Origin of the sequence: Peribacillus sp. YIM B13472 (genome assembly GCF_042788005.1) — a bacterium.
Lineage (GTDB): Bacteria > Bacillota > Bacilli > Bacillales > DSM-1321 > Peribacillus > Peribacillus simplex_E.
This window is the reverse complement of the sequence record NZ_JBHZPG010000042.1, coordinates 13,941-36,340: the sequence shown is the minus strand read 5'-3', so window position 1 is coordinate 36,340 and position 22,400 is coordinate 13,941. Positions and strand designations below refer to the sequence as shown.

19 protein-coding genes, 1 riboswitch and 1 other annotated feature are annotated in these 22,400 nt (G+C 39.8%); of the genes, 12 read left to right on the top strand and 7 right to left on the bottom strand.

The features are described 5' to 3' along the window. Nucleotides 1-82: 82 nt before the first annotated feature. Nucleotides 83-3,685 (top strand): CDP-glycerol glycerophosphotransferase family protein, encoded by a 3,603-nt coding sequence (locus tag ACFX4I_RS23215; protein ID WP_377423306.1) that lies wholly within the window; start codon nucleotides 83-85, stop codon nucleotides 3,683-3,685. Between the two features lie 109 nt (nucleotides 3,686-3,794). Then, the gene (gene galE, locus ACFX4I_RS23210; protein ID WP_283932243.1) at nucleotides 3,795-4,766 is read left to right on the top strand and encodes a UDP-glucose 4-epimerase GalE; all 972 of its coding nucleotides are present in this window, start codon (nucleotides 3,795-3,797) and stop codon (nucleotides 4,764-4,766) included. Nucleotides 4,767-4,977: 211 nt separating this feature from the next. Here galE and ACFX4I_RS23205 read toward each other — a convergent pair whose 3' ends face one another. Further along, nucleotides 4,978-5,802: an ATP-grasp domain-containing protein gene (locus tag ACFX4I_RS23205; protein WP_377423304.1), complete on the bottom strand. Its 825-nt coding sequence runs from the start codon at nucleotides 5,800-5,802 to the stop codon at nucleotides 4,978-4,980. A 64-nt stretch (nucleotides 5,803-5,866) separates the two neighbouring features. Beyond that, nucleotides 5,867-6,119: a binding site (T-box leader), on the bottom strand. A 149-nt stretch (nucleotides 6,120-6,268) separates the two neighbouring features. On the opposite strand from ACFX4I_RS23205, the gene ACFX4I_RS23200 reads away from it, so the two are divergent. After that, complete coding sequence (locus ACFX4I_RS23200) at nucleotides 6,269-7,159, top strand: PhzF family phenazine biosynthesis protein (RefSeq protein ID WP_377423301.1); 891 nt, start codon at nucleotides 6,269-6,271, stop codon at nucleotides 7,157-7,159. Nucleotides 7,160-7,361: 202 nt separating this feature from the next. Here the strand turns inward: ACFX4I_RS23200 and ACFX4I_RS23195 are convergent, their stop codons facing one another. Together ACFX4I_RS23195 and ACFX4I_RS23190 are read right to left on the bottom strand one after the other, a co-directional pair. Continuing rightward, nucleotides 7,362-8,081 carry a pentapeptide repeat-containing protein gene (locus tag ACFX4I_RS23195; protein WP_230303326.1) on the bottom strand — a complete coding sequence of 240 codons (720 nt, stop codon included), beginning with the start codon at nucleotides 8,079-8,081 and terminating at the stop codon, nucleotides 7,362-7,364. 16 nt (nucleotides 8,082-8,097) lie between these two features. Continuing rightward, nucleotides 8,098-8,376, bottom strand: coding sequence for a PadR family transcriptional regulator (locus ACFX4I_RS23190; RefSeq protein ID WP_370662603.1), 279 nt, complete (start codon nucleotides 8,374-8,376; stop codon nucleotides 8,098-8,100). Nucleotides 8,377-8,634: 258 nt separating this feature from the next. On the opposite strand from ACFX4I_RS23190, the gene ACFX4I_RS23185 reads away from it, so the two are divergent. The 4 genes from ACFX4I_RS23185 (at nucleotide 8,635) to ACFX4I_RS23170 (ending at nucleotide 12,160) form a co-directional block, all read left to right on the top strand. Continuing rightward, nucleotides 8,635-9,255, top strand: coding sequence for a class I SAM-dependent methyltransferase (locus ACFX4I_RS23185; protein ID WP_377423299.1), 621 nt, complete (start codon nucleotides 8,635-8,637; stop codon nucleotides 9,253-9,255). 17 nt (nucleotides 9,256-9,272) lie between these two features. Continuing rightward, on the top strand, nucleotides 9,273-9,884 hold the full coding sequence (locus ACFX4I_RS23180; protein ID WP_283932239.1) for a class I SAM-dependent methyltransferase: 612 nt from the start codon (nucleotides 9,273-9,275) through the stop codon (nucleotides 9,882-9,884). Nucleotides 9,885-10,207: 323 nt separating this feature from the next. Continuing rightward, the gene (locus tag ACFX4I_RS23175; RefSeq protein ID WP_377423315.1) at nucleotides 10,208-10,912 is read left to right on the top strand and encodes a class I SAM-dependent methyltransferase; all 705 of its coding nucleotides are present in this window, start codon (nucleotides 10,208-10,210) and stop codon (nucleotides 10,910-10,912) included. Nucleotides 10,913-11,326: 414 nt separating this feature from the next. Then, nucleotides 11,327-12,160, top strand: a complete 834-nt coding sequence (locus tag ACFX4I_RS23170) for an STAS domain-containing protein (RefSeq protein WP_377423297.1) — start codon at nucleotides 11,327-11,329, stop codon at nucleotides 12,158-12,160. A gap of 143 nt (nucleotides 12,161-12,303) precedes the next feature. On the opposite strand, the gene ACFX4I_RS23165 is transcribed toward ACFX4I_RS23170, so the two are convergent. Continuing rightward, entirely contained in the window at nucleotides 12,304-12,960 is a 657-nt protein-coding gene (locus ACFX4I_RS23165) for a potassium channel family protein (protein WP_283932237.1), read from the bottom strand. Between the two features lie 23 nt (nucleotides 12,961-12,983). Further along, entirely contained in the window at nucleotides 12,984-14,315 is a 1,332-nt protein-coding gene (locus ACFX4I_RS23160; RefSeq protein WP_230303331.1) for a TrkH family potassium uptake protein, read from the bottom strand. A 171-nt stretch (nucleotides 14,316-14,486) separates the two neighbouring features. Then, a riboswitch (cyclic di-AMP (ydaO/yuaA leader) is annotated at nucleotides 14,487-14,629 on the bottom strand. Nucleotides 14,630-14,962: 333 nt separating this feature from the next. On the opposite strand from ACFX4I_RS23160, the gene ACFX4I_RS23155 reads away from it, so the two are divergent. Beyond that, nucleotides 14,963-15,154: a hypothetical protein gene (locus ACFX4I_RS23155; RefSeq protein ID WP_076370632.1), complete on the top strand. Its 192-nt coding sequence runs from the start codon at nucleotides 14,963-14,965 to the stop codon at nucleotides 15,152-15,154. A gap of 237 nt (nucleotides 15,155-15,391) precedes the next feature. Here ACFX4I_RS23155 and ACFX4I_RS23150 read toward each other — a convergent pair whose 3' ends face one another. Further along, complete coding sequence (locus tag ACFX4I_RS23150; RefSeq protein WP_377423293.1) at nucleotides 15,392-15,991, bottom strand: TetR/AcrR family transcriptional regulator; 600 nt, start codon at nucleotides 15,989-15,991, stop codon at nucleotides 15,392-15,394. Nucleotides 15,992-16,109: 118 nt separating this feature from the next. Here ACFX4I_RS23150 and ACFX4I_RS23145 point away from each other — a divergent pair, with 118 nt between their 5' ends. The 4 genes from ACFX4I_RS23145 to ACFX4I_RS23130 all read left to right on the top strand — a co-directional run bounded on the left by ACFX4I_RS23145 (nucleotide 16,110) and on the right by ACFX4I_RS23130 (nucleotide 20,194). Continuing rightward, nucleotides 16,110-16,835, top strand: a complete 726-nt coding sequence (locus ACFX4I_RS23145; protein WP_230303333.1) for an ABC transporter ATP-binding protein — start codon at nucleotides 16,110-16,112, stop codon at nucleotides 16,833-16,835. After that, a complete protein-coding gene (locus ACFX4I_RS23140; protein ID WP_309519770.1) occupies nucleotides 16,832-17,848 on the top strand; it encodes an ABC transporter permease in 1,017 nt (338 codons plus the stop codon). The genes ACFX4I_RS23145 and ACFX4I_RS23140 overlap by 4 nt, the downstream gene beginning before the upstream one ends. Before the next feature lie 232 nt (nucleotides 17,849-18,080). Then, on the top strand, nucleotides 18,081-18,689 hold the full coding sequence (locus ACFX4I_RS23135) for a VanZ family protein (protein ID WP_283932232.1): 609 nt from the start codon (nucleotides 18,081-18,083) through the stop codon (nucleotides 18,687-18,689). A 38-nt stretch (nucleotides 18,690-18,727) separates the two neighbouring features. Beyond that, entirely contained in the window at nucleotides 18,728-20,194 is a 1,467-nt protein-coding gene (locus ACFX4I_RS23130; RefSeq protein ID WP_377423289.1) for an aminoacyl-histidine dipeptidase, read from the top strand. Between the two features lie 1,347 nt (nucleotides 20,195-21,541). On the opposite strand, the gene ACFX4I_RS23125 is transcribed toward ACFX4I_RS23130, so the two are convergent. Continuing rightward, complete coding sequence (locus ACFX4I_RS23125) at nucleotides 21,542-22,147, bottom strand: hypothetical protein (RefSeq protein ID WP_283932231.1); 606 nt, start codon at nucleotides 22,145-22,147, stop codon at nucleotides 21,542-21,544. Nucleotides 22,148-22,400 lie beyond the last annotated feature (253 nt).

Genomic DNA, 22,400 nt, shown 5'->3' with positions numbered 1-22,400 from the left:
CATAGTTGTTATTTTGGGTTAATGAACGGCAAACATAATTTTGAATGGTGAATATAAATCGATAAAAGGGGATGCTTATTTAGTGAATAAGAAGGTAATAAAAAGAAAAGTCGATTTCCTTAAACAGCCTATCGCCAATTTCCTAATGAAGGAAAATCATCAGCGTGTAAATACATATGCAAAGTATTATGAGAAATTAAGCGTGCAAAAAAACACAATCCTATATGAGAGTCGTGATGGAAACAGTATGACTGACAGTCCATACGCGATGTTTAAATATATGCTGGAAAATCAAGACTATCAAGATTTTATGCACATTTGGTCCATCCAGGATTTCAGTGTCCTCTCAGGTGTAATAACGAAGTATAAGGATATGCCGAATGTTCAATTTGTTCAACGTAATTCAAAGGAATATTTAAAATGGTTGGCAACAAGTGAGTATTTAATCAATAACTCCACATTCCAGTCTTTCTTCATCCCTAAAAGCGACCAAATTTACATCAATACCTGGCATGGAACGCCCCTTAAGAATATGGGCTTTGATATACCCGGTAACCCTTCGGTCTCTCAAAACGTCGTTAGGAACTTTTTAAGTGCGGATTTCATTTTGAGCCCTAATGCCCATACTACCAACATATTTACACATAGCTATAAGTTAAATGGATTGTATAAAGGTGAAATTATAGAAGAAGGATATCCGAGGATCGATTTGACGCTGAACACGAATCCGGGGGAGTATAAGGATTATCTAAGAACTCTAGGTTTGAAAATCAGTGATGCTAAGGAAAATATTTTATATGCCCCGACTTGGAAGGGGACGAATCTGGCCAAAGTAGATAACGATCTTCTGCAAATCATTGCAGATATTAATGATTTACAAAGCCAAATCGGTGAACGATATAACCTATTCATTAAGGTGCATCCATTTCTATATAAAGAAGCTGCCAAGCATTCGGAAATCAAGGATCGACTAATACCTGACCATGTGGATACAAATGAATTGCTTGCTGCAGTCGATTTGCTTATCACGGACTATTCCAGCATCTTCTTTGATTACCTTGTTACGGACAAGCCAATTCTATTCTACACATGGGATACGGACGTTTATGCTGAGCAAAGGGGTCAATATCTCCAAAATGATGAACTCCCGGGACCGATGCTTTTTAACTCAAAAGAATTGGCACTGGCCATAAAAGATATTAAAAATGTGAAATTGAGATATTCCGATAAATATAAAAAAATGCAGGAAAAATTCACGAACCATGAGGATGGAAAAGTAACAGAGAGAATAGTCAAGAATATTTTCAATAAGTCTACGAAACAACTGAACACAATTACTGGCCTTGATTCCGTAAAGGAAAAAATATTAATTTATCCAGGTGGATTGAGGGATAACGGAATTACATCCTCTTTCCTTAACTTAATGAATAATATTGATTATGATAAATATGATGTCAGCTGTTTTACTGCCACTCCTCACTCGCACGAGGTTTTGAAAAATATGGGCAAGGTTAATAAGAATGTGCGTTTTCTATTCAAACCTGGCTTGCCTGTGTATAAATTTTTGGAAGTCTACAAAGATAAATTCATCCATAACAGAGGGGAAAGAGGGTTCTTAGGGAAGAAGCTTTACCCGGAAAATGCCTATATTAGAGAGCATGCACGTTTATTCGGTAAAACGAAGTTTGATTTTGTGATCGATTTTAGCGGTTATAGCCATTATTGGGCTAAATATCTGCTTGCGGCAGATGCAAAAAAGAAAGTTTGTTATATGCATAATGATTTGCTTTCTGATAGTGAGCGCATCATTAATGGAAAGAGACCTCACCGTATTAATCTAAGAGGGATTTTTTCGGTATACAATCGATTTGATAAACTGGTAAGTGTTTCTGAGGGAACGATGGAATTAAACCGTAAGAATCTATCGGAGTATGCAGACTACAATAAATTTGATTATGTAATGAATTCAATCAACCCGGATAAAATCCTTCAAATCGAGCCAAATGAATCTGAAGTTATCGAAAATGATGAAAAGGCATTGATCACAGAAAACTTCAAAGCAAGGGCGATATTAAAGGATGTTATGGATAATCATGTTTGGAATACCCTTCCGGGAATTTCGAATGCCGCCCAATTTCCACTGGAAGAACGATTTGAAGGTGCTGAAATCGCGATTTCGAGAAAGGCCTATGCTGATCAGAACATTTTTTACAAATTCAGCCATAACAATCAAATCATTGGCTGGATTAGTGAAAAAGCTGTGGATCTGTTGCCAGACAGCATCATTTATGAAAAAGAAGTGGATAAGATTGCAAGGTTAGTAAGACCTCGATCGAATTATATTTGGTCGTTGCCGTATAAGGTTGAAGGAACGTACAAAATTTCTGGCAGTCATGATTTTAAAGGGATCATTGTAAACGTCGATAAGGAAGCAAAAACTCAGCATTCGATTTATAGCAGAATATCTGTAAAAGATAAAATAATAGGCTGGATAGATAATTCGGCTTTATCCATGCTTGAACATTGTACAATCAATGAAGATATGAGTTTAAATGACAAGCTGCAAATCATGATGAAAAGAAAGTATATAATATCCAGAAACTATAAAAACAATAAAAAGTTCATTGATAAGATTGAGAATAGGACGCTGAAGGAAATAAACACGGGTAATCAGAAGTACGGAAAAATAACTAATCCGGAAGACCATACGATCTGGACGAAGGCTTATCCGAACTATAAGGCTAAGAAAGTGAGCAAGGCAATCGATTATGAAGGGCAAATCGTCAGAATCATAAAGTATAACAGAACCAACAAAGGCGGCTATTACCTTTTCGAAATCGATAATAAGAAAATAGGCTGGTTAAATACGGGGGCATTCGAAGTCATAGAAGAGCCAATCCTGTTAAAAGAACGGGAAGTGCGAGGCACTGCCGAAATTAACTTGGGCGATTATAATATTTGGGATAAGCCTTATGGGCTGCAAGATGCCATGGTCTTGGAAAATGGGCCAAGCTTCAATGGCCGGATCGTGGAATTCGATAAAGAAGCGGTTACTCAACTTGGTACTTATGCCCATATATTATTGGATGGGATATCTATAGGCTGGATCGATAAACAGGCGTTAAGCATACAAGAGGTACATGGATTGGAAGTGAATAATCAATTCGTTCCATATCCTGATAAAAATGATTTTAACTTTGTCAATATGGGAAGATTATCACCTGAAAAAGGTCAAGATAATTTGATTCGTGCATTCGCAGGCTTTCATGAAAAACACAAAAATAGTAAACTGTATATTTTAGGACAAGGACCTTTAAAGGAAGATTTGCAGGCAATCATTGATGAGCTGGACTTAAATCATTCCATTCATCTTTTGGGCCAGCTAGAAAATCCATTTTCGTTCATGGAAAAATGTGACTGCTTCGTTCTTTCTTCACATTATGAAGGGCAGCCTATGGTTTTATTGGAGGCAATGACTTTAGGAATGAAAATCATGGCTACTGATATAGTGGCTAACCGAACCGTTTTGGAAAACGGTAAATATGGTTTACTTGTCGAAAATAGCATAGATGGATTGGAAAAGGGCTTATCTACCATGGTTAGTAATGATAATCCTAAACTAGCGAAGTTTGATTACACCCAATATAATGGATTGGCCATGGAAACTTTCAATAAATGCTTATAAAATGAGGGAGGTTCCTAAAATTAGAGGAGTCTCTCACACTAATGGCATATATAGGTTGCGAAAATTGGCAAGAATTCATTTAAGCTTAAAGTAAAAGGGGAAATTCTATATGATTTTGGTCGTTGGCGGTGCAGGATATATTGGAAGTCATCTTGTAAAAGAGTTAGTGAATACTGAAGAGGTTGTCATTCTGGATAATCTCTCAACCGGTTTTCGTTCGCTGGTCGATTCGAAGGCCATCTTGGTGGAAGGAAATTTAGGGGACGAGGCGGTCTTGAATGATATATTCCTTAAGTATCCCATTAAAGCTGTTATGCACTTTGCTGCAAATAGCTTGGTTGGGGAGTCTGTCCAAGATCCTTATAAATACTATGATAATAATGTAGGTGCAACTCTTACATTGTTGAATACCATGCTCAAGCATGATGTTAAGAATTTCATTTTTTCATCAACGGCAGCTACTTACGGGATACCGAATGTTGATATGATTGATGAGGATCAGCCAACCAATCCGATTAATCCATATGGCCGCTCCAAATTGATGGTAGAGCAGATCTTAGGAGACTTCGCAAAAGCATATGGACTTCATTATGTCGTCTTGCGTTACTTTAATGCGGCCGGAGCACATGCATCGGCAGAAATCGGTGAAAGCCATGATCCGGAAACACACCTGATTCCGATTATTTTACAGCATTTATTAGGTCAACGTGAGAAGATTTCCGTGTTTGGTACGGACTATGACACAGAAGATGGCACTTGCATCCGTGATTATATCCATGTAACGGATTTAGCTCAAGCCCATATAATCGCGCTTCAAGCCCTATTATCCGGGAAGAAGGATACGGCCATCTACAATCTTGGAAATGGAAAAGGATTTTCTGTTAAGGATGTAATCGACACTTGCGAAAAAGTCACGGGTGTGAAACCGACCATAGAGTATGCAGACCGTCGCCCTGGAGATCCAGCACGCCTGGTTGCTTCGGCTAATAAGATATATGAAGAGCTTGGATGGAAAGCATCGATAGATTTGGAAGAAATCATTGAAAGTGCGTGGAAATGGCATAAATCGCAAATGAATTAAAGGTACGGATAGATTAAAAGTCGTTTCAAACTGTAGACAAACTCTAAGAAATACGAGTTTGCCTGCAGTTTTTTTTATTGGAAGATATCCTACATGATTTTTACTGTGTTATATGAAATGAAAAACTCAATGGATTTCTGAAATCAACTGCAACTTCCAGGTTATTTTATAATCATGGTCCGCAGTTATTCGGCCTACCTCGCACTTTATACTAAGCCTGAAGTGCTTTCTGGATTGATTTTTTCATGGCTTTTACAAAATTCTGACGTGTTTCATCGGTTAATTCCAACAGGGAAAGATAGGGGTTTAGATCTTCCAGTTCTACTAATAAAAGTTCACCTTGTTCATTCCGGCAGGCATCAACGCGCTGGATTCCCCAATCAAGATTGTTCCATTCAATAAATCGTTTAGCAAAGGCCAGGTCTGCTTCAGTAGGTATATATTCTTTTAATTCCCATCTTTTCTCTTTGTCAGGCGCATAAAGGGCATACTGAAATTCCGTATCGATAAAATAAAAAGATACTTCATACTCAAAGTTGATAAATGGCTGCACCAATGTGTTCTTTGATTCTGAATCCATTTTATCTCCCAATTCTTCTTTCGTGGCAAATTCCAAACCTATGGAATCCGCTCCATCTTTTGGCTTGACTATATACGTTTCCACATCAGGAAGTTTATTTAAGGATTCAAGTGTATCGATGGTCGGAATGACAGGGAATTGAGCATTCGTCAGTTCAATTAAGTATTCCTTCCCGTTCATATCAGCCTTTCCAACAAATGAATTGTACGTATTCAAATAACCAGCTGCCACTCTGTTTCGGAATGCTAGATACTTATCTTTAAAATTCGCGACTGGACCGGCATTTCGAAATACGATTAGGTCAAAATTCTTTTCAAACGTTTCAATGTCTTCAGGATGGCAAAGTACTAACTGAAAATCTTCTCTAAGCTTCGAAGTAAGGAACAAATCCTCCTCATAATAATTTCTTCCTTTTGCTTCATAGTATAAATCTGTTACAAATAATAGCGTCTGCATTATTCCTGCACCTGCTTTTCCGTTATTTTGATTGATTATGATAAAAACAAAAAATCCCGTCTCATTAAGAGACGAGATTTGAACTCGCGGTACCACTCTTGTTTCATAAAATGCTTCGAGAGCACATTACTGCCCTTTACAAACGCACAATAGTACGTCGTCCCATATAACGGGGGAAACCGGTAAAGCTTACTGAAGATTCGGCTTTACTTCTCGGGGGTGATTTTCGGTTATATTCTGGACACTGGCTTTCAGCAAAGCACCAGCTCTCTTTGGAACAGAACCAATAACGTACTCCTTCCCTTCATGGAATTTTACAATTAGATGAATTTGAGTAATTGTACAATAGTCAGAAAATAAAATCAATGGGCGTTTCACTGAGTATAGGACGAAAAAGGGATCTTGATGGAGATATAGAATTACTATTAAAAGAGAAGCACCATTCGTTTAATAGGAGATGTTAGATTTGAAAATGGTAAGGGTTTTTCATTACGATGCGTTCAGTAGTAAACCGAATAAAGGAAATCCGGCAGGTGTGGTTTTAGATGCGGATGGACTGACGGAAAAGGAAATGCAGGATATAGCTCTGAAGGTGGGTTTCAATGAAACCTCATTTCCCATGGAGTCCGATATTGCGGATCTTAGAATCCGTTATTTTACACCAGGACATGAAATGAATCTTTGCGGACACGCGACAATGGCTACCATCCATGCACTGAAGACCAGGGGGTTATTGGATAAAGATGAGCTGATGATTGAAACAGGAGCGGGAATATTGCCAATCAAGATCCATACGACCGCGGATCAAGAGGTTTACATTACGATGAAGCAGGCCGCGCCACAGTTTGAGGCGTTTAGCGGAGATAAGGGCAGCTTGGCCAGTTCCCTGGGCCTTGATATAGAAGATCTGGAAAATGAATTACCTATTGTTTATGGAAGTACAGGCTTATGGACTTTACTGGTTCCGGTAAAAGAACGCGATTCATTCAAAAAGATGAAAGCGAACAATAAACTGTTTCCGCAATTATTAAAGGAAATGCCAAGAGCTTCTGTTCATCCCTTTTGCCTGGAAACGTATGATAGTGATGCCCATATGCATGCCCGGCATTTTTCCTCGCCATTTTCAGGTACGCTTGAAGACCCTGTTACGGGGACGGCTTCAGGTGTAATGGGCGCTTATTATGCAAAATACATAAAGAATGATCTTGAAGATGAGGTGTACCTGCTAATCGAACAGGGACATGAAATCGGGAAGGATGGCAGAGTTCGCGTTACGGCTACCAAAAACCATGACATATACGATATAGAAATCACCGGGAATGCTATCTACGTTAAAGAATTTGAAGTGGAAGTCTAAAGGTTCATGCAGAGAAGGATGGGCGGTTGAATGATAAGCATATAAAAACCCTGTGCTAAGACGTTTCATGTCTTAGCACAGGGTTCTTATTGAATCAATCTCCCATGCTCATTCCTTTTAAAACGACCGCAGTCAGAAACACGGTCACGCAAATGATTGAGGTGGATAGCTACAATCGCTGTCGGTATAGTCAAAGCCTCCTTTAGATGATGGTCACGCCGCTAAGATCAACCTTAGCTCCATGTAAAAAGTTGTAAGTGAGTTTATCCATCGAAGCTCCAGTAAAGTCGATTTTCTTTAAATCGGACATCCGAAATTGAACATTGATGAGTGTGGCATCGCGAAATGATGCCTTTTTCAATGAAGAACCCTCGAAAATGGTTTGTTTGAATGTTTCCCCATCAAATATAAGACCAGATAAATTACAACCTTTAAAATGGGTTTTATTATAAATGCAGTTCTTGAAAGTTACTCCTTTTAAATTTGCACTTTTAAATAAGGTACTGGTTAAATTGGCGTTTTCAAAGATGCAATTATTTAAGTTAGTGCTTTTAAATGTGCTGTTCGTCAGGTCGGAATGGCTGAAATCAGAACGGCTTAAATCGCAGGAATTAAATTTTCCATCATGCACCGAAACCGAACGGAAGTCGGAATCCAATAAGCGTTGCCTGGAATAGTCCATGCTTATCGCCTGCTCAAGCACATTGTATTGCAGATTGAGCGATTCCATGAGCTCTGATACTTCCCCAATCGAATCCACAGTCAGCTTATACGCTTCCTGCTCACTGGCACCATTCCTTCTATGGTCATTGTATTTTTCCAGTAAGTTTTGCAGCAGTTCTTCTTCCAATTCCTTTGCTGTTTTTGCACTTTTGTACGGGGCAAAAATGTTATGAACATGTGCATTCAGTTTTTCAATCACATTCCATCTTCCTTTCTTACAAGAGGCGCTCAAGTATTCGCTTGGCCTGCTCCCAGTCATTTTTATTTTGGATATATGTGTCTTCCCCGATCGGGGTGATTTTGTAATATTTCCTTCTCCCGCCTTGTGTGGCATCTCCCCAATAAGAGATGATGCATCCGTCCTTTTCCAGTCGTTTTAAGCTGGAATACATCGTCGCTTCCTTAATTTCATATTGTTCATCCGAATCCATATATATCAGTTTGCTGATTTCATAACCATATTTATCGCCACTTTGCAGGAGTTTTAGAATCATCGTATCTACATGTCCGCGAAGCAAGTCAGAGGATAGTTGTCGTTGAACCAAATCCTCACCTCCTTTGGTATATCTTATAGTATATTACTATGACAGTCAAGGTAATATGTTTAAAATGAATTCTTCAGGTGTAAGGTCTGCATTTAAGCGGGAGGGAAGCGCCGCATGGAGATTAATCTTACTAATTAGCCAGATATAATATCCGCTTGGAAGGGATTTTTAATGCTTTATAGAAAAAATAAGCAAGGGGGTGGGGATTTGAATAATTCGTGGAATAAAGTGATTTATAAGGTTTGGTCGCCGATTTATGACAAAATCTTCAATTCGCATCTCTTTTTAGATGCCAGGAAAAGAATATTTGAAGAGATGCATTTTCAAGATCATGCAAAGGTTCTGTTTGTGGGCGTAGGTACGGGGGCCGATTTGGAGTTGATCAAGAACCTTGACCTGGAGATAACGGCGATAGACCTGTCAGCCGATATGCTAAAAAAAGCGATGGAGAAATATGAAAATACATCAATAAATTTCATTGAGATGGATGCACAGCATATGGAATTCGATAATGAATCGTTTGACTATATAGTGGGAAGTTTGATTCTTTCCGTCGTACCTGATGCCAATGAATGCCTTCGGGAGATGATCAGGGTTTTAAAAGGCGAGGGGAAAATCATACTATTCGATAAGTTTATTTCTAAAGATGAAGTGCTTTCACTACCCAAAAAGCTTCTGCGGCCCATCATTAGATTTTTAGGAACGGATATTGGCTTGCGGTTTGAAGACTTGTTCAGTAGACATGATAAGAATATGAAAATTGAAGAAGATCGACCGATCATGCTGAATGGAATGTATAGAAAGATAATCATCAGTAAACGGATTTGATAGAAGGTGGATGAGGGATGTTTCAGAAGTGGATCGGGAGTCAATTGAAAAACCCGAAAGGACCCCTATCCAAATGGGTGGGAAGGTATATGGAGAAAGGCAACCATGCCATAAATGATTGGACAATTAGCTTATTGGATAGTAATGGAAATGATACCATTCTGGAAGTCGGAATCGGAAATGGCTCCACATTATCCAGATTGGCTCAAAGGAACATTCTTGGCAAAAATTACGGTGTCGACATTTCAGAAGAGATGGTCAAAGTAGCAATGAGGAAGAATAGGAAGCATCTGAATGCTGGGGTGGTGGATATACAGGTTTCCGATATTGAAAGCTTACCTTTTAAAAATGACTTCTTTGATAAAGTATTCACCGTCCATACGATTTATTTTTGGGATGATATTGGACGCGGTTTAAGTGAAGCATACCGAGTGTTAAAACCGAATGGAAGGCTCCTATTATCAATAATGGATAAATCCAAAATGGAATTGATGGAGCGAACAACGGACTTTAAACTGTATTCCATAAAGGAGATAGAAAGTAACTTGATGCAACGCGGGTTTAAAGACATCAGGATACATCTTAGAGCTGGGTTTTGTTGTTTGGAAGCTAAAAAAATAGGATCCTGACTCCTCTTTTCCCTTCGGATAGTCTGTTAATGATCCGCTGTAAAGAGCATGTCATATTTGACATGCATATATAAAAACCATGTCTTCTCTAACGTGGATAAAGAGCTGTTCATTGGGTTATTAAGTAAGTGTGGATCTTACCATCGGAAGGTAGTTTGAAGTCATCTTTGATGCCTTTAAATTCCAGTGAACATTATTTAATAACAAGGTCCAATAGTGTCTGAACGCCATATGTTACGTATTTTTGATGCAGCTGTTACATAGGCACAGGCTGAGACCAGTATAATTAAATGGTGGGATACAATGGGGAAGAGGTGATGGTATTGTCGGAGACGATTACAACCTATGAAGATCTATTGAATATGCTGGACTCGTTATTGCGTGAGCCAACTGGATTCTGGAATGGTTTTTATGAAGACCGTGAAAAAGGGGTTCCCTTTTTCGGAAATGTCCCTGATGAGAATTTGGTTACATATTTTGATGGTGGGTTAATTGGGCCAGGAAAGGTGCTTGAGCTTGGGTGCGGACCTGGAAGAAATGCCATTTATCTCGCTCAAAAGGGCTGTTCCGTTGATGCGGTGGATCTTTCGAAGGCTGCACTGGAATGGGGAAAAGAACGAGCGGCAGAAAAGAAAGTGCACGTGAACTTCATTCAAAGGAATATATTTGATTTGGATATTGAGCAAGGGCAATATGACTTCGTGTATGATTCAGGTTGCTTTCATCATATTGCTCCACATCGAAGGATCAATTATTTGGAGATGGTGAAAAAGGCGTTAAGGCCTAACGGATTATATTCGATTACTTGTTTTGTCGAAGGCGGCATATTGGGTGGTGCTGGCATTTCAGATTGGGAGGTATATAGGCAAAGAAGCCTTAAAGGCGGATTAGGTTTTACTGAACAAAAACTCAGAATGATCTTCAAGGAATTTGAAGTGATGGAAATACGTAAAATGAGGAAAATGGAACAATCGGATGAAACGTTTGGGGTGCAAGGTTTATGGACGGCCTTATTTATGAAAAAGTAATCCTCATAAGATGGGCGAAAAGGTGATGAACTGAGGATCTGGGAGCAGGTCCTTTTTTGTTATAAAGAAAAGGGAGGATTTGTTAACGAAATATAAAAATGGTAAACTATAATTAAAAAAGTGATTTGGGTGAACGCAGATTTACCAGAATAATAGATGTAGGTTCTTGCAGATTTTTTTTGAAAAACAGTGTTTGTATGGTTTCAAAAACGGCTGGGAAGGTATATGGAAAGAGGGGACCAATGGGCATCAGATCATAAGATTTTAAGTAAGGAAGAGGTTATCTTCGATGCTTACTTTGATGATATTTCAATAACCTGACAATGCTGATTTCTGTAATTAGCTGCATTGGATTTATTGATTACTGAGACCAATTGGAAGGCTATTTTATAAAAAAAATAGGTGGAGAAACTTATGCACAGAAATAAAGAACTATATTCCTTTTTATTGGGTGTGGCAGGACAATTGACTGAGGATTGGTACGCAACATTGAATAAAAACGATAAGGCGGGGGTTTATAGCTCAACCGATCTCAAAGTGATTAAAAAACTTAAGCAGCAAAATAATGAATTCCATTTACGTTTCTTTCAGGTCTTTGTTACAGAGGAGAGGGAATTCTTTAAGCGGCTTGGTGATTGGATTGAAGATATCGGTCAGGATGAGCAGCATTTAAATACACCCATCTATTTTATATTGAGGGAGTTTTTTCGGACACAAGAGCAATACCTGGATTATATTGACCAGTTTGTGGGATTGCATGGAGATAAATACACACAGGACGAAATAAATTCCTGGTATCGGATAGTGGTGAAGGTGTTCAGTGAAGTGATGGAGTGGTTTACGGAAGCGAATCATAGATATGCCAATAAAATCATGAAAGCCCAACAGGCAACGATCGATGAATTGAGCACGCCCATCATTTCCCTTAAAGATAACACGGCTTTGCTTCCCTTGATAGGCGATATTGACACGACGAGGGGCATGTCCTTGCTTGAAAACACATTACAAAAATGCGCTGAAAAAAATGTCACAAGGCTTTTCATTGACCTATCGGGCGTTCATGCAATTGATGGTGCATCCGCTCACCAGCTGTCACAATTGATTGAATCCTTACATTTGATCGGTATTCAAACAACCGTTTCAGGACTTCGGCCGGAAATAGCCATAACTGCCGTTAAGCTTCAACTGCCTTTTGATAAAGTGACGATAAAGTCCACTCTTGCCCAAGCAATCGGTACGATAAAATAATACATACATATCCAGGGCAGAGGGGTGCTCGTTATAAATATCAGAGAGAAGACCTCCATATGGCGGTCTTCTCGCATGGATAAGTGATGCTGCATTCAAAATGGGTACCGGGCTCCACAATGCAAGAGCCGGAACCGGCTGGATTATTCAATATTGGCAAAGACGGCTAGATCTTCTTTATTGCCAACCACTAAAAGCATATCTTTTTCATGGATTTCCAATTCCGGTGAGGGTGCTATGATAATTTCTCCATTACTCACGATGGCAATGACGCTGATATTATATTTTGCACGCAAATCTAGCTCCCTGAGGCTTTTTCCCTTCATGCTCATGGGGAGGATGATTTCCTCGATATTGTATTCTTTAGAAAGCTCTATATAGTTCAGCATGTTAGGGGAAAGGAGCTGATTCGCGACTCGTTCCCCCATATCCCGCTCAGGATAGATGACCCAGTCGGCCCCGACTTTAGTGAGCACCTGACCGTGATTTTTATTAAGTGCTTTGGCAATGACCTTATCGACCCCAAGCTCTTTTAAAAGCAAGGTAGTTAAAATGCTCGATTGCATGTCATTTCCAATGGCTACGATAACACAATCGAAATTACGGATTCCGATTGACCTCAATGTCTCTTCTTCAGTCGTATCCGCCATGATCGCATGGGTAACGCTCAGCTCCGCACTCTCGACTCTTTCCTCGTTGACATCAATACCCAATACCTCTTGGCCAGCCGTATATAATCTATGGGCCACACTGGTTCCGAATCTGCCTAGACCGATCACGGCATATTGTCGTTTTCCCATCTTTTACACTCCTTCATTTATAATTAACCAATCATGATTTTTCCTTTTGGACGTCGGAAAGAATCTGGTTTGCGCCTCATAGCGATGGCAAAGGCCAAAGTCAAAGGACCCACACGGCCTGCAAACATCGTGAAAATGATGAGCATCCGGCCAACCGGTGATAATTCGGGGGTCAAACCCATTGAAAGTCCCACGGTGGCAAATGCTGAAGTGGCTTCAAATAAAATCATCAAGAAGTCACTTCCGCTTTCAGTGATGGTCAGCAGAATGGAGATGATTGAAACCATGAATACGCCAATGAATGTAACGGATAATGCTTTAAAGATCGTTTCACTCACGATGCGGTGACGGAATAATACCACATCACCCTTTCCTTTAATCTGTGACCAAACCGTTCCGACAAGCGTTGCCAATGTAGTCGTTTTAATCCCGCCACCAGTCGATCCGGGTGAAGCCCCGACGAACATCAAGAAAATGATGAGCAGTAATGTAGGCTGAGTTAAATCAGGGATATTCAACGTATTGGAGCCTGCCGTCCGTGGTGAAACCGATTGAAATAGAGATGACAGCATTTTACCCATGAAAGATAAAGGCTGCAATGTCTTGGCATTGCCGAACTCGAATAAAAAGATTAAAATTGCGCCGGCAATCGTAAGTGCCAAGCTAGTCGTCAGAACAACCTTAGTATGTATGGATAAACGATGGATATTCCGATATTCGTATAGTTCATTCATCACGATAAAACCTATTCCCCCAAACGTGATGAGGAAGACGACCGTAAGGCTTACGAAGGGATCCGATACATAAGGGGTCAAACTCTTGAATTCACCCATTAAATCAAAGCCAGCATTATTGAAATTCGATATGGAATGAAATACCCCGTAATAGATTGCTTTTCCGATTGGCATGTCAAAAGAAAAGCGAATCGATAAAATAAGGGCACCCATGCCCTCAATGATGGCCGTGAAAATTAAAAGCCGTTTAACTAACCTGACTACACCTGCCATGGATAGATTATTTAAGGACTCCTGCAAGAGTAACCTGCCTTTTAAAGAAATCTTTTTGCCTAAAAGGAAAAAGAAAAATGTCGCAAATGACATAAACCCTAAACCGCCTATCTGAATCAGTGTTAAGATGACCAACTCACCAAAAGTGGTGAAGGTCGTTCCTGTATCCACTACGACCAGTCCTGTTACACATGTAGCGGAAGTCGAGGTGAATAAAGCATCCAGAAAAGAAAGACCATTGCCATTTTCAGTGGAAATCGGCAGGGTTAATAAATAGGCCCCAATAAGTATCAGGATGGCAAAGCCGAGTACAAGTATTTTTGGCGGATCCAATAAATTTTTTGACATTTTCAAATGATCATCCCTACCCATAAAAAAATTGTGTGAAACTGTATGATATTTTAATCATAAATCTGCTTTCCTCTTTTTAAAGGCATAATAAAAAGACCTGCGAAAACATCGAATGGCTTTATTGCCACAAAAAGCGTGCAAAAAAGCTCCCGAAATAGGCGGTCTTATGACCTCCTTCGCTTTAGCCGACGAAGTTAGCTGACGGGTAGGATGGCGAAAGAGCTGATCTCATCCCTTCTGCAAGGCAGAATTAACCCCCATTGATTGGGTCCTCCGTACTCAATTCCCTTGAGTTTAGGCCGAAATGCATTAAATTGATAAACGTATTCTACTCCCATGTTTTAGCAGTTGTAAACCCCTAAATCGTAAAAAAATATTTCTTTAATAAGACTGAAAATTTACGGTTTATTTACATTTTAAAAACGTATTGACAAATATTAGTTAGCACATTATGATAGGTTCGATTAATCTGATTATGATAACCAGCATTGATGTACTTTATTCAATACTTTCAAGCAGAACACGCTATTGCCAATCAAGATTTGTACTATATATATTATGTTTCTTTTGTAAATGATAAAGAAAAAAAGCATTGCATTCGTATTTAAAAAATTCAATACATTTTATTAAAAAGGCGGGCAATTATGGAGAAGACGTTCAATAGATATGTTATTAATGCTACAGGCAAGGGTGGCCAGACATATTTAACACAATGCCAGGATAAAGATGCACTAAGGAAATGGATAGCCGATCATGAGGATCAAATCATCATGGATGAGTTAAGGATAACGGATAAGAAAAAGAATCCGTTTTTAAAATTGTTTTCCCTAAGGTAAATTAACTGAATCCAACATTCATTAGCGGTATTCAATTATGTAATCCCTGTGTGCTATCCGGGAACGCTGAGCGAAAAATCCATATCTTGTTTTGCTTTTAAACTCATTTATTTTAAATGAGTTTTTTTGCTATGAGCATCTCTAAGGGCAGGTATTATTCCGTTGGTAATATAGGAGCGGAGGACAAAATGTAATCAGATTTAAAGGCATGTTGATGGAACATGCCTAATGAATCGTTCATTGGATGAATGTATGCAATTGGCTGATGAAGTTCAAGATTTGAAAATGGATTTTCGCCATTTCTTCCACCGTTTGCTCTTCAAGATTCTCCAGCCACTCCTGTATCACCCCTAAAATCGCCGATGTCAGGAAGGCGTGCATATACTTGCGGAACGCTTCATTTTTAGCTGCTGGATGCTGGCTGATCAAACGCTCCAATAGTACTTCACCGAATACGCGCTTTATTTTTTTTGCAAAAGAAGGATCGCCCTGATCACCAAGAATGGCCCTCAAAGCGTGGGCATGTTCACTGATGAATTGAAAAATCGCTACGAAGGGCGGGTAAAGCTGTTTTTGATGAAGAGCCATAAAAGCCTCTTTCGGCAAAATGGCAGTAATTCGAGTTTGAAGTTCATTTAACAATTCCTGCTGTAAGTGATCCATCAATTCATATTTATCTGTGTAATGCAAATAGAATGTGCCCCGATTAATGTTGGCGCGCTCTGCAATTTTCTTCACTGATACATGTGAGAATCCTTCTGTTTCAACGAGTGCAATAAAATGATGTTGTATCTGCATCTTCGTCTTTTGTACCATATCCTCATGAATCGATGCCATGGAATGTCTCCTTCACTGAACATTTTTCCAAATGTGTTGATTGTATTAGACCAAATCCTACCTTAGAATGATGATACACTCAACACCGTGTTAATTAAAGAGGGAGGATGTGTGTACATTGAAAAACGCGATTTCCATTGAAGGAATTGCCAAAGGTTTTCATCAGAAAAAGGTCATTCAGCCATTGAGCCTGAATATTGAAAAAAGCGGAATTTTTGGCTTGTTAGGTCCATCCGGATGCGGAAAGACGACCTTGATTAAAATGATTGTCGGATTGATTAAGCCCGATGCGGGTAAAGTCACGGTTCTGGATCATGAAGTGCCAAATGAAGCACTGTTAATGGATGTCGGCTATATGGCACAGTCCGATGCTTTATATACAGAACTGACGGGAGCTGCAAATCTCGAATTTTTTGCGAAGCTTTACCGTTTTTCCAAAAAGGAACGAAGGGAACGCATTCAATATGCAGCTGAAATCGTACAGTTGACGAATGATTTGAATGTTCGGGTTGCGCATTATTCCGGGGGAATGAAACGCCGTCTGTCATTGGCGGTTGCACTTATCCAAAATCCGGCGATTCTTATTTTGGATGAACCGACAGTAGGAATAGACCCTTTGCTGAAGCAATCGATTTGGCAGGAACTTGAGCGTTTAAGAAAAGAAGATCATAAGACGATCATCATCACGACGCATGTGATGGATGAAGCGGAACGATGCGATAAACTGGCGATGCTGCGTGAAGGTGAAATCATCGCGACAGGAACCCCGGCAGCTTTAAAAACACAATTTGCCGCGGAAACGCTTGATGATGTTTTTTTAAGGATTGGGGGTGGCCTAAAATGAGAATTGCCTCTCTAGTTACTCGAATTACCCAGCAGCTGCGACGGGATCGAAGGACACTCGCTTTATTTTTCCTGGCTCCATTGCTCATTTTAACGCTCATGTATTTTATTTTCGATACAGAAGCAAGTGATTTGAAACTCGTTGTTACAGGCAGTGATGAAACCATGGTCAAAGCATTGAAACAAGCGGATTTTCAAGTAACGGCTGCTGAGGAATTTTCACAGGAAAAAATGATAGAAAATGATTCGGATGGCTGGCTGCATGTTGAAAACGGCAAAATGAAACTGACACTATTGAACGACGAACCGTCACGTGCAAAGGCCGTTCAAATGCAAATGATGCAGGCTTTGCAAGGGAATGAAAAAAACACTCCTTCAATTGAGGAGCAATATGTATACGGGGATGCCAACACAAAGGGTTTTGATACTTTCAGTCCGATGCTCGTCAGCTTTTTCGTGTTCTTCTTTGTATTTTTAATAGCGGGGATCGCGCTTTTGAAAGAGCGTACAAGTGGTACATTGGAACGGCTGCTTGCCACCCCGATTAAAAGATACGAAATTGTGGCGGGCTATGTGATCGGATATGGATTATTTGCTCTCGTTCAAACCATAATTGTCGTACTATATGCTGTCAATGTATTGGATATCGTCCTTGTTGGCTCGATTTGGCTCGTTTTACTGACGAATATACTGGTCGCGCTCGTTGCATTATCGCTTGGTACATTACTATCGAGTTTCGCGACATCTGAATTCCAAATGGTACAATTCATTCCGCTGGTCATAGTGCCGCAAGTCTTCTTTACAGGGATTTTCCCATTGGATGGCATGTCAGACTGGCTGCAAAAATTCGGGAAGATCATGCCTCTCTATTACGCATCGGATGCCATGAACGGCATTATGTACAAAGGCTTCACGATCAATGAGGTATTACTGGATCTTCTCATTCTCCTTGCATTTGCAGCCGTTTTTATCACCATCAATATTATTAGTTTAAAAAAGTACCGTGCCCTATAAAATGAACTTATCATTAAACAAAAAAGCAGGATTCCTGGAACTTGGGGAACCGGCTTTTTTGTTTTATCGGAGGAAGGCCGAATTATCCTTCCCATCGGTTGATTTATTCGAAAAAGCATCCCCTCGACGGTTTTCTGCTGATAGGTTAATGCAGTTTGTTGACGGGTTCTTAAAGTTGTCCTAGGATATAAGCGTATGCAATGATTTGGAAAGAAATAGAAGGGGGAGTTGTATGTCTCTAAAATCGGTCATGCTTTCCCTTTTGCTGTCGCAAGCATTGTTTTTGTGCGGTTTGCCTTTTTTCCTTCAGCTCCGATTATATTTGAATCCTTTGGTGATCATCGTTGTCTGGTTTTGTATACTTCTTTTCGTTTCGTTTGCGGTACTTTTTTTTCGAGGTGAAACGGTCCGAATACCGCGCCTTTTGTGGCAGGCATTATTGTTTGGCTACAGTTTATCATTATTGGTTTTGCTGTTCTTTCGACCAGAAGGGCAGGTATATTCGTATAATTTGCTTCCTTTTTCTACGATTCTTTCATATTTATCGAACGATATGAACGGGCTTGTGTCATTTTATAACCTTAGCGCCAATGTGGGGCTGTTCATTCCATTCGGGCTGTATTTGTTGTCCAGGGAAGGGAAAGAGCCCTCCGATAAAAGGAAATTTCTTTATCCATTACTTTCGATTTCGGGCATCGAAATCTGTCAGTTCGTTTTTCGACGCGGAAGTTTGGATGTCGATGACCTTATCCTGAATATGATTGGTGTTTATCTGGGGTACGTTCTGTATCCATTGTTCACGAGGGTGGCAGTGTTCCGTTCTGGTAAAGTAAAAGGATGAGAGGCAGTAAAAATATTTTAAATGAAAGGATGTTTTTCATGTATAGCACTTTAGAAGAATTATCGAGCCATCCGGTGTTTCATTATTTTGCAGCCATTTCCAAAATACCGAGAGGATCGGCTAATGAAAAAGCGATCAGTGACTATCTGGTTCACTTCGCTAAGGATAGGGACCTGGAGGTGATCCAGGATGAAGCGCTGAATGTCATCATCAAAAAGCCTGCCACAATTGGATATGAAAGTGCCCCTACCATCATTATCCAGGGGCATATGGATATGGTTTGCGAAAAGAACAAGGGTACGCTTCATGATTTCGAGAAAGATCCGCTTCAATTAAGGATTGTGGGAGACATGTTGTATGCGACGGATACAACATTGGGGGCTGATAATGGAATTGCTGTTGCGTATGCTTTGGCATTATTGGATGCAAATGATATTCCGCATCCCTCCCTTGAAATAATCATAACGACTGAAGAAGAAACGACAATGAACGGTGCACTTGCCGTGGATCCGGCTCACTTCAAGGGGAAAATGATGATCAATATCGATTCGGAGGAAGATGGAAAGCTGCTGGTCAGCTCTGCAGGAGGAATACGCGTGCGGCAGGTCCTGCCAATCGGATGGGAATCGGCTTCTATTGTTGATGCTGTATCTTATAACATCAGGATTAAAGGGTTGAAGGGCGGACACTCCGGTATGTCCATCCATAAGGAAAGAGGGAACTCCAATAAACTTTTGGGCAGAGTATTACATGAATTAACGACAGACTTCCCTTGCTGCATACAGCAAATGAACGGCGGTCTGAAAGGGAATGCAATTCCTCGTGAAGCAGAGGCAACTGTACTGATTCATGGAGAAGATGTTCAGAAGATAACGGAGAGACTCCAGCAATGGGAAAATACTTTTAAAAATGAACTGCAATCTTCCGACCCTGAGGTATCGATCAGGTTTGAAAAGATCGAAACGATTTCTTCAACCGTTTTTTCCAAAGAGACGGTGACAAAAGCCATTACCTCCTTACTGGTAATCCCGCATGGCGTTCAAGGAATGAGCATGGGAATAGAAGGGTTAGTCGAAAGTTCCACGAATCTAGGGGTCGTTACAACGAATGAAGCGGAAATGATATTCGAAAGTGAAATCAGAAGTTCGGTCAAAAGCATCAAATATAATATGGTCATGCAAGCGAAGGCGATTGCCGATATGCTTGGGTGCAATCTATTGGTCGACGCGGATTATCCGGAATGGCCCTATAATCCTGATTCGAAACTCAAGAAATTATTTGAAGAGACATACAAAGAAAAATATCATGAAGATATTGAAATCATCGCTGTGCATGCAGGGATCGAGTGTGGGGTATTCATAGATAAGATACTAGGGTTGGATACTGTTTCAATCGGACCGGATATGTTTTCCGTACATACACCTGAAGAACACTTAAGCATCCCTTCGACCATAAACAACTGGGAATATTTTGTTTACACATTAAAGAGAATGAAGGATTTATAAACAACTGCATGGCTGGGGACAGTTGAAATTCAATAGATTTGGAGACATCCTATCGTTAATCGATTGGATGTCTCTTTTTTCATGGTTGGTAAATCTGATCGTTGATTTCCACTCCAGGCACTCGCTTTCCGCGGGCGGTCGTGGAGCCTCCTCGGCTTGCGCCTGCGGGGTCTCCCCTAGACGCGCTTTTCCCGCAGGAGTCTCGCACCCTCCGTTCCAATCAACTGGAACGTTTTTTAAATAAAAACTATTGGCAAACTGACTTTTCTTCCAATTTGGCTATAGTCTGGAGGGGGAGGAATGGCTCATCCCGATCCAGATTACAAGACTATGGTTTTCTTAATAGTTTTTTAGATTTCTGAAATCAACTGGAACCTTTTTTTTAAGGGTTAGTAAATCTGATCGTTGATTTCCACTCCAGGCACTCGCTTTCCGCGGGCGGTCGTGGAGCCTCCTCGGCGTCGCCTGCGGGGTCTCCCCTAGACGCGCTTTTCCCGCAGGAGTCTCGTACCCTCCGTTCCAATCAACTGGAACGTTTTTTAAATAAAAAACTATTGGCAAACTGACTTTTCTTCCAATTTGGCTATATTCTGGAGGGGGCGGAATGGCTCATCCTGATCCAGATTACAAGACTATGGTTTTCTTAATAGTTTTTAGATTTCTGAAATCAACTGGAACGTTTTTTTTAAGGGTTAGTAATCTGATCGTTGATTTCCACTCCAGGCACTCGCTTTCCGCGGGCGGTCGTGGAGCCTCCTCGGCGTCGCCTGCGGGGTTCTCCCCTAGACGCGCTTTTCCCGCAGGAGTCTCGTACCCTCCGTTCCAATCAACTGGAACGTTTTTTAAATAAAAAACTATTGGCAAACTGACTTTTCTTCCAATTTGGCTATAGTCTGGAGGGGGCGGAGTGGCTCATCCCGATCCAGATTACAAGACTATGGTTTTCTTAATAGTTTTTTAGATTTCTGAAATCAACTGGAACGTTTTTTTTGAGGGTTTGTAATCTGATCGTTGATTTCCAATGTTTTTTTTAATAAAAACTGTAGGCTGATCTCACACCGCATTATGTTTTAGACTAGTTTATCATTTAAGTTTTTTCCTGTAATCCTTCTTGGATTGAAGAAATATGCGACACTCCTGCCGAATAACTGGATAGCCGGGACCCCACAGGCGCTCGCGCCGAGGAGGCTTGGCAGACAGTCGGCGGAAAGGGAGCGGATTTCTGAAAATCAACTGGAACATTAGATTATCCTTTATTCCTAAACGATTCTGACCCTATGGGTGCATAAAGAAGAAGCTGCCTTAAAGACAGCTTTGATCTTCAGCTGTAATATAATCAAAAATTATTCATTTTTCTTCTATTTTAATTTTAAGTAAAAATATAACACTATCATCCTTTATCATTTTCTTCACTTCATTTTCGTCTTGTAAATTATATGTCCTTATAGAGTTTCCTTTGGATTCTCTGTATGCACCTAATAAATACGTTTCTCCTAATTTTAATTCTACTTTATCTTCCCCTATGGCATAGTCCCATCCGCTAAACACACCAACAGAATGTATTTTGTCTATTTTTTGTGGGGTTGCGGTTACATTGGGTGCATAAAGAATACCTAAACGAGTATCATCAGTATTTATTATTCCAAATCCTAAATTTCCTTCCACCACTTTGTTAGGGTTTTTTCCATAAGATAGTTCAGCTAACGGTTGAGGTTCTTGTTTTCCATCTTTATAACTTTCTATCCAAACATTTACCCAAGTTTTATCTGCTTTATTTAATTTAAAATCAAAATCATACAGTTCCCCTAAATTTAATTTTTTAAAAGTATTCGCATGTTCAGAATCGGAATTAACTGAAATAGTAGCTATGCTGTCTTTAGAATTAGTGCAACCAGAAATTATTATCAAGGACAAAATTAATATTAAGCTAAAAGTGAAATAGTTTTTTTTCAAAAGATTTCCCCCAGTTTTTTTATTAAATCTAAAATAATTTTACCAAATTAACCCAGATTGTTTCGATTAACAGCATCCTTTAACAAAGCCAAAATAAAAAACAGGAGGCAAACTGGCTTTTCTTCGAATTTGTCTACAGTCTGAAAGAAACAGAGGTTTCTTTACAATCGTTATAAAATAAACTATTGTAAAGAAAACCTATCATTCAGTCTAAAGTAGTGTTCTAAATCATTATGTATAGAGGAAGGTATAT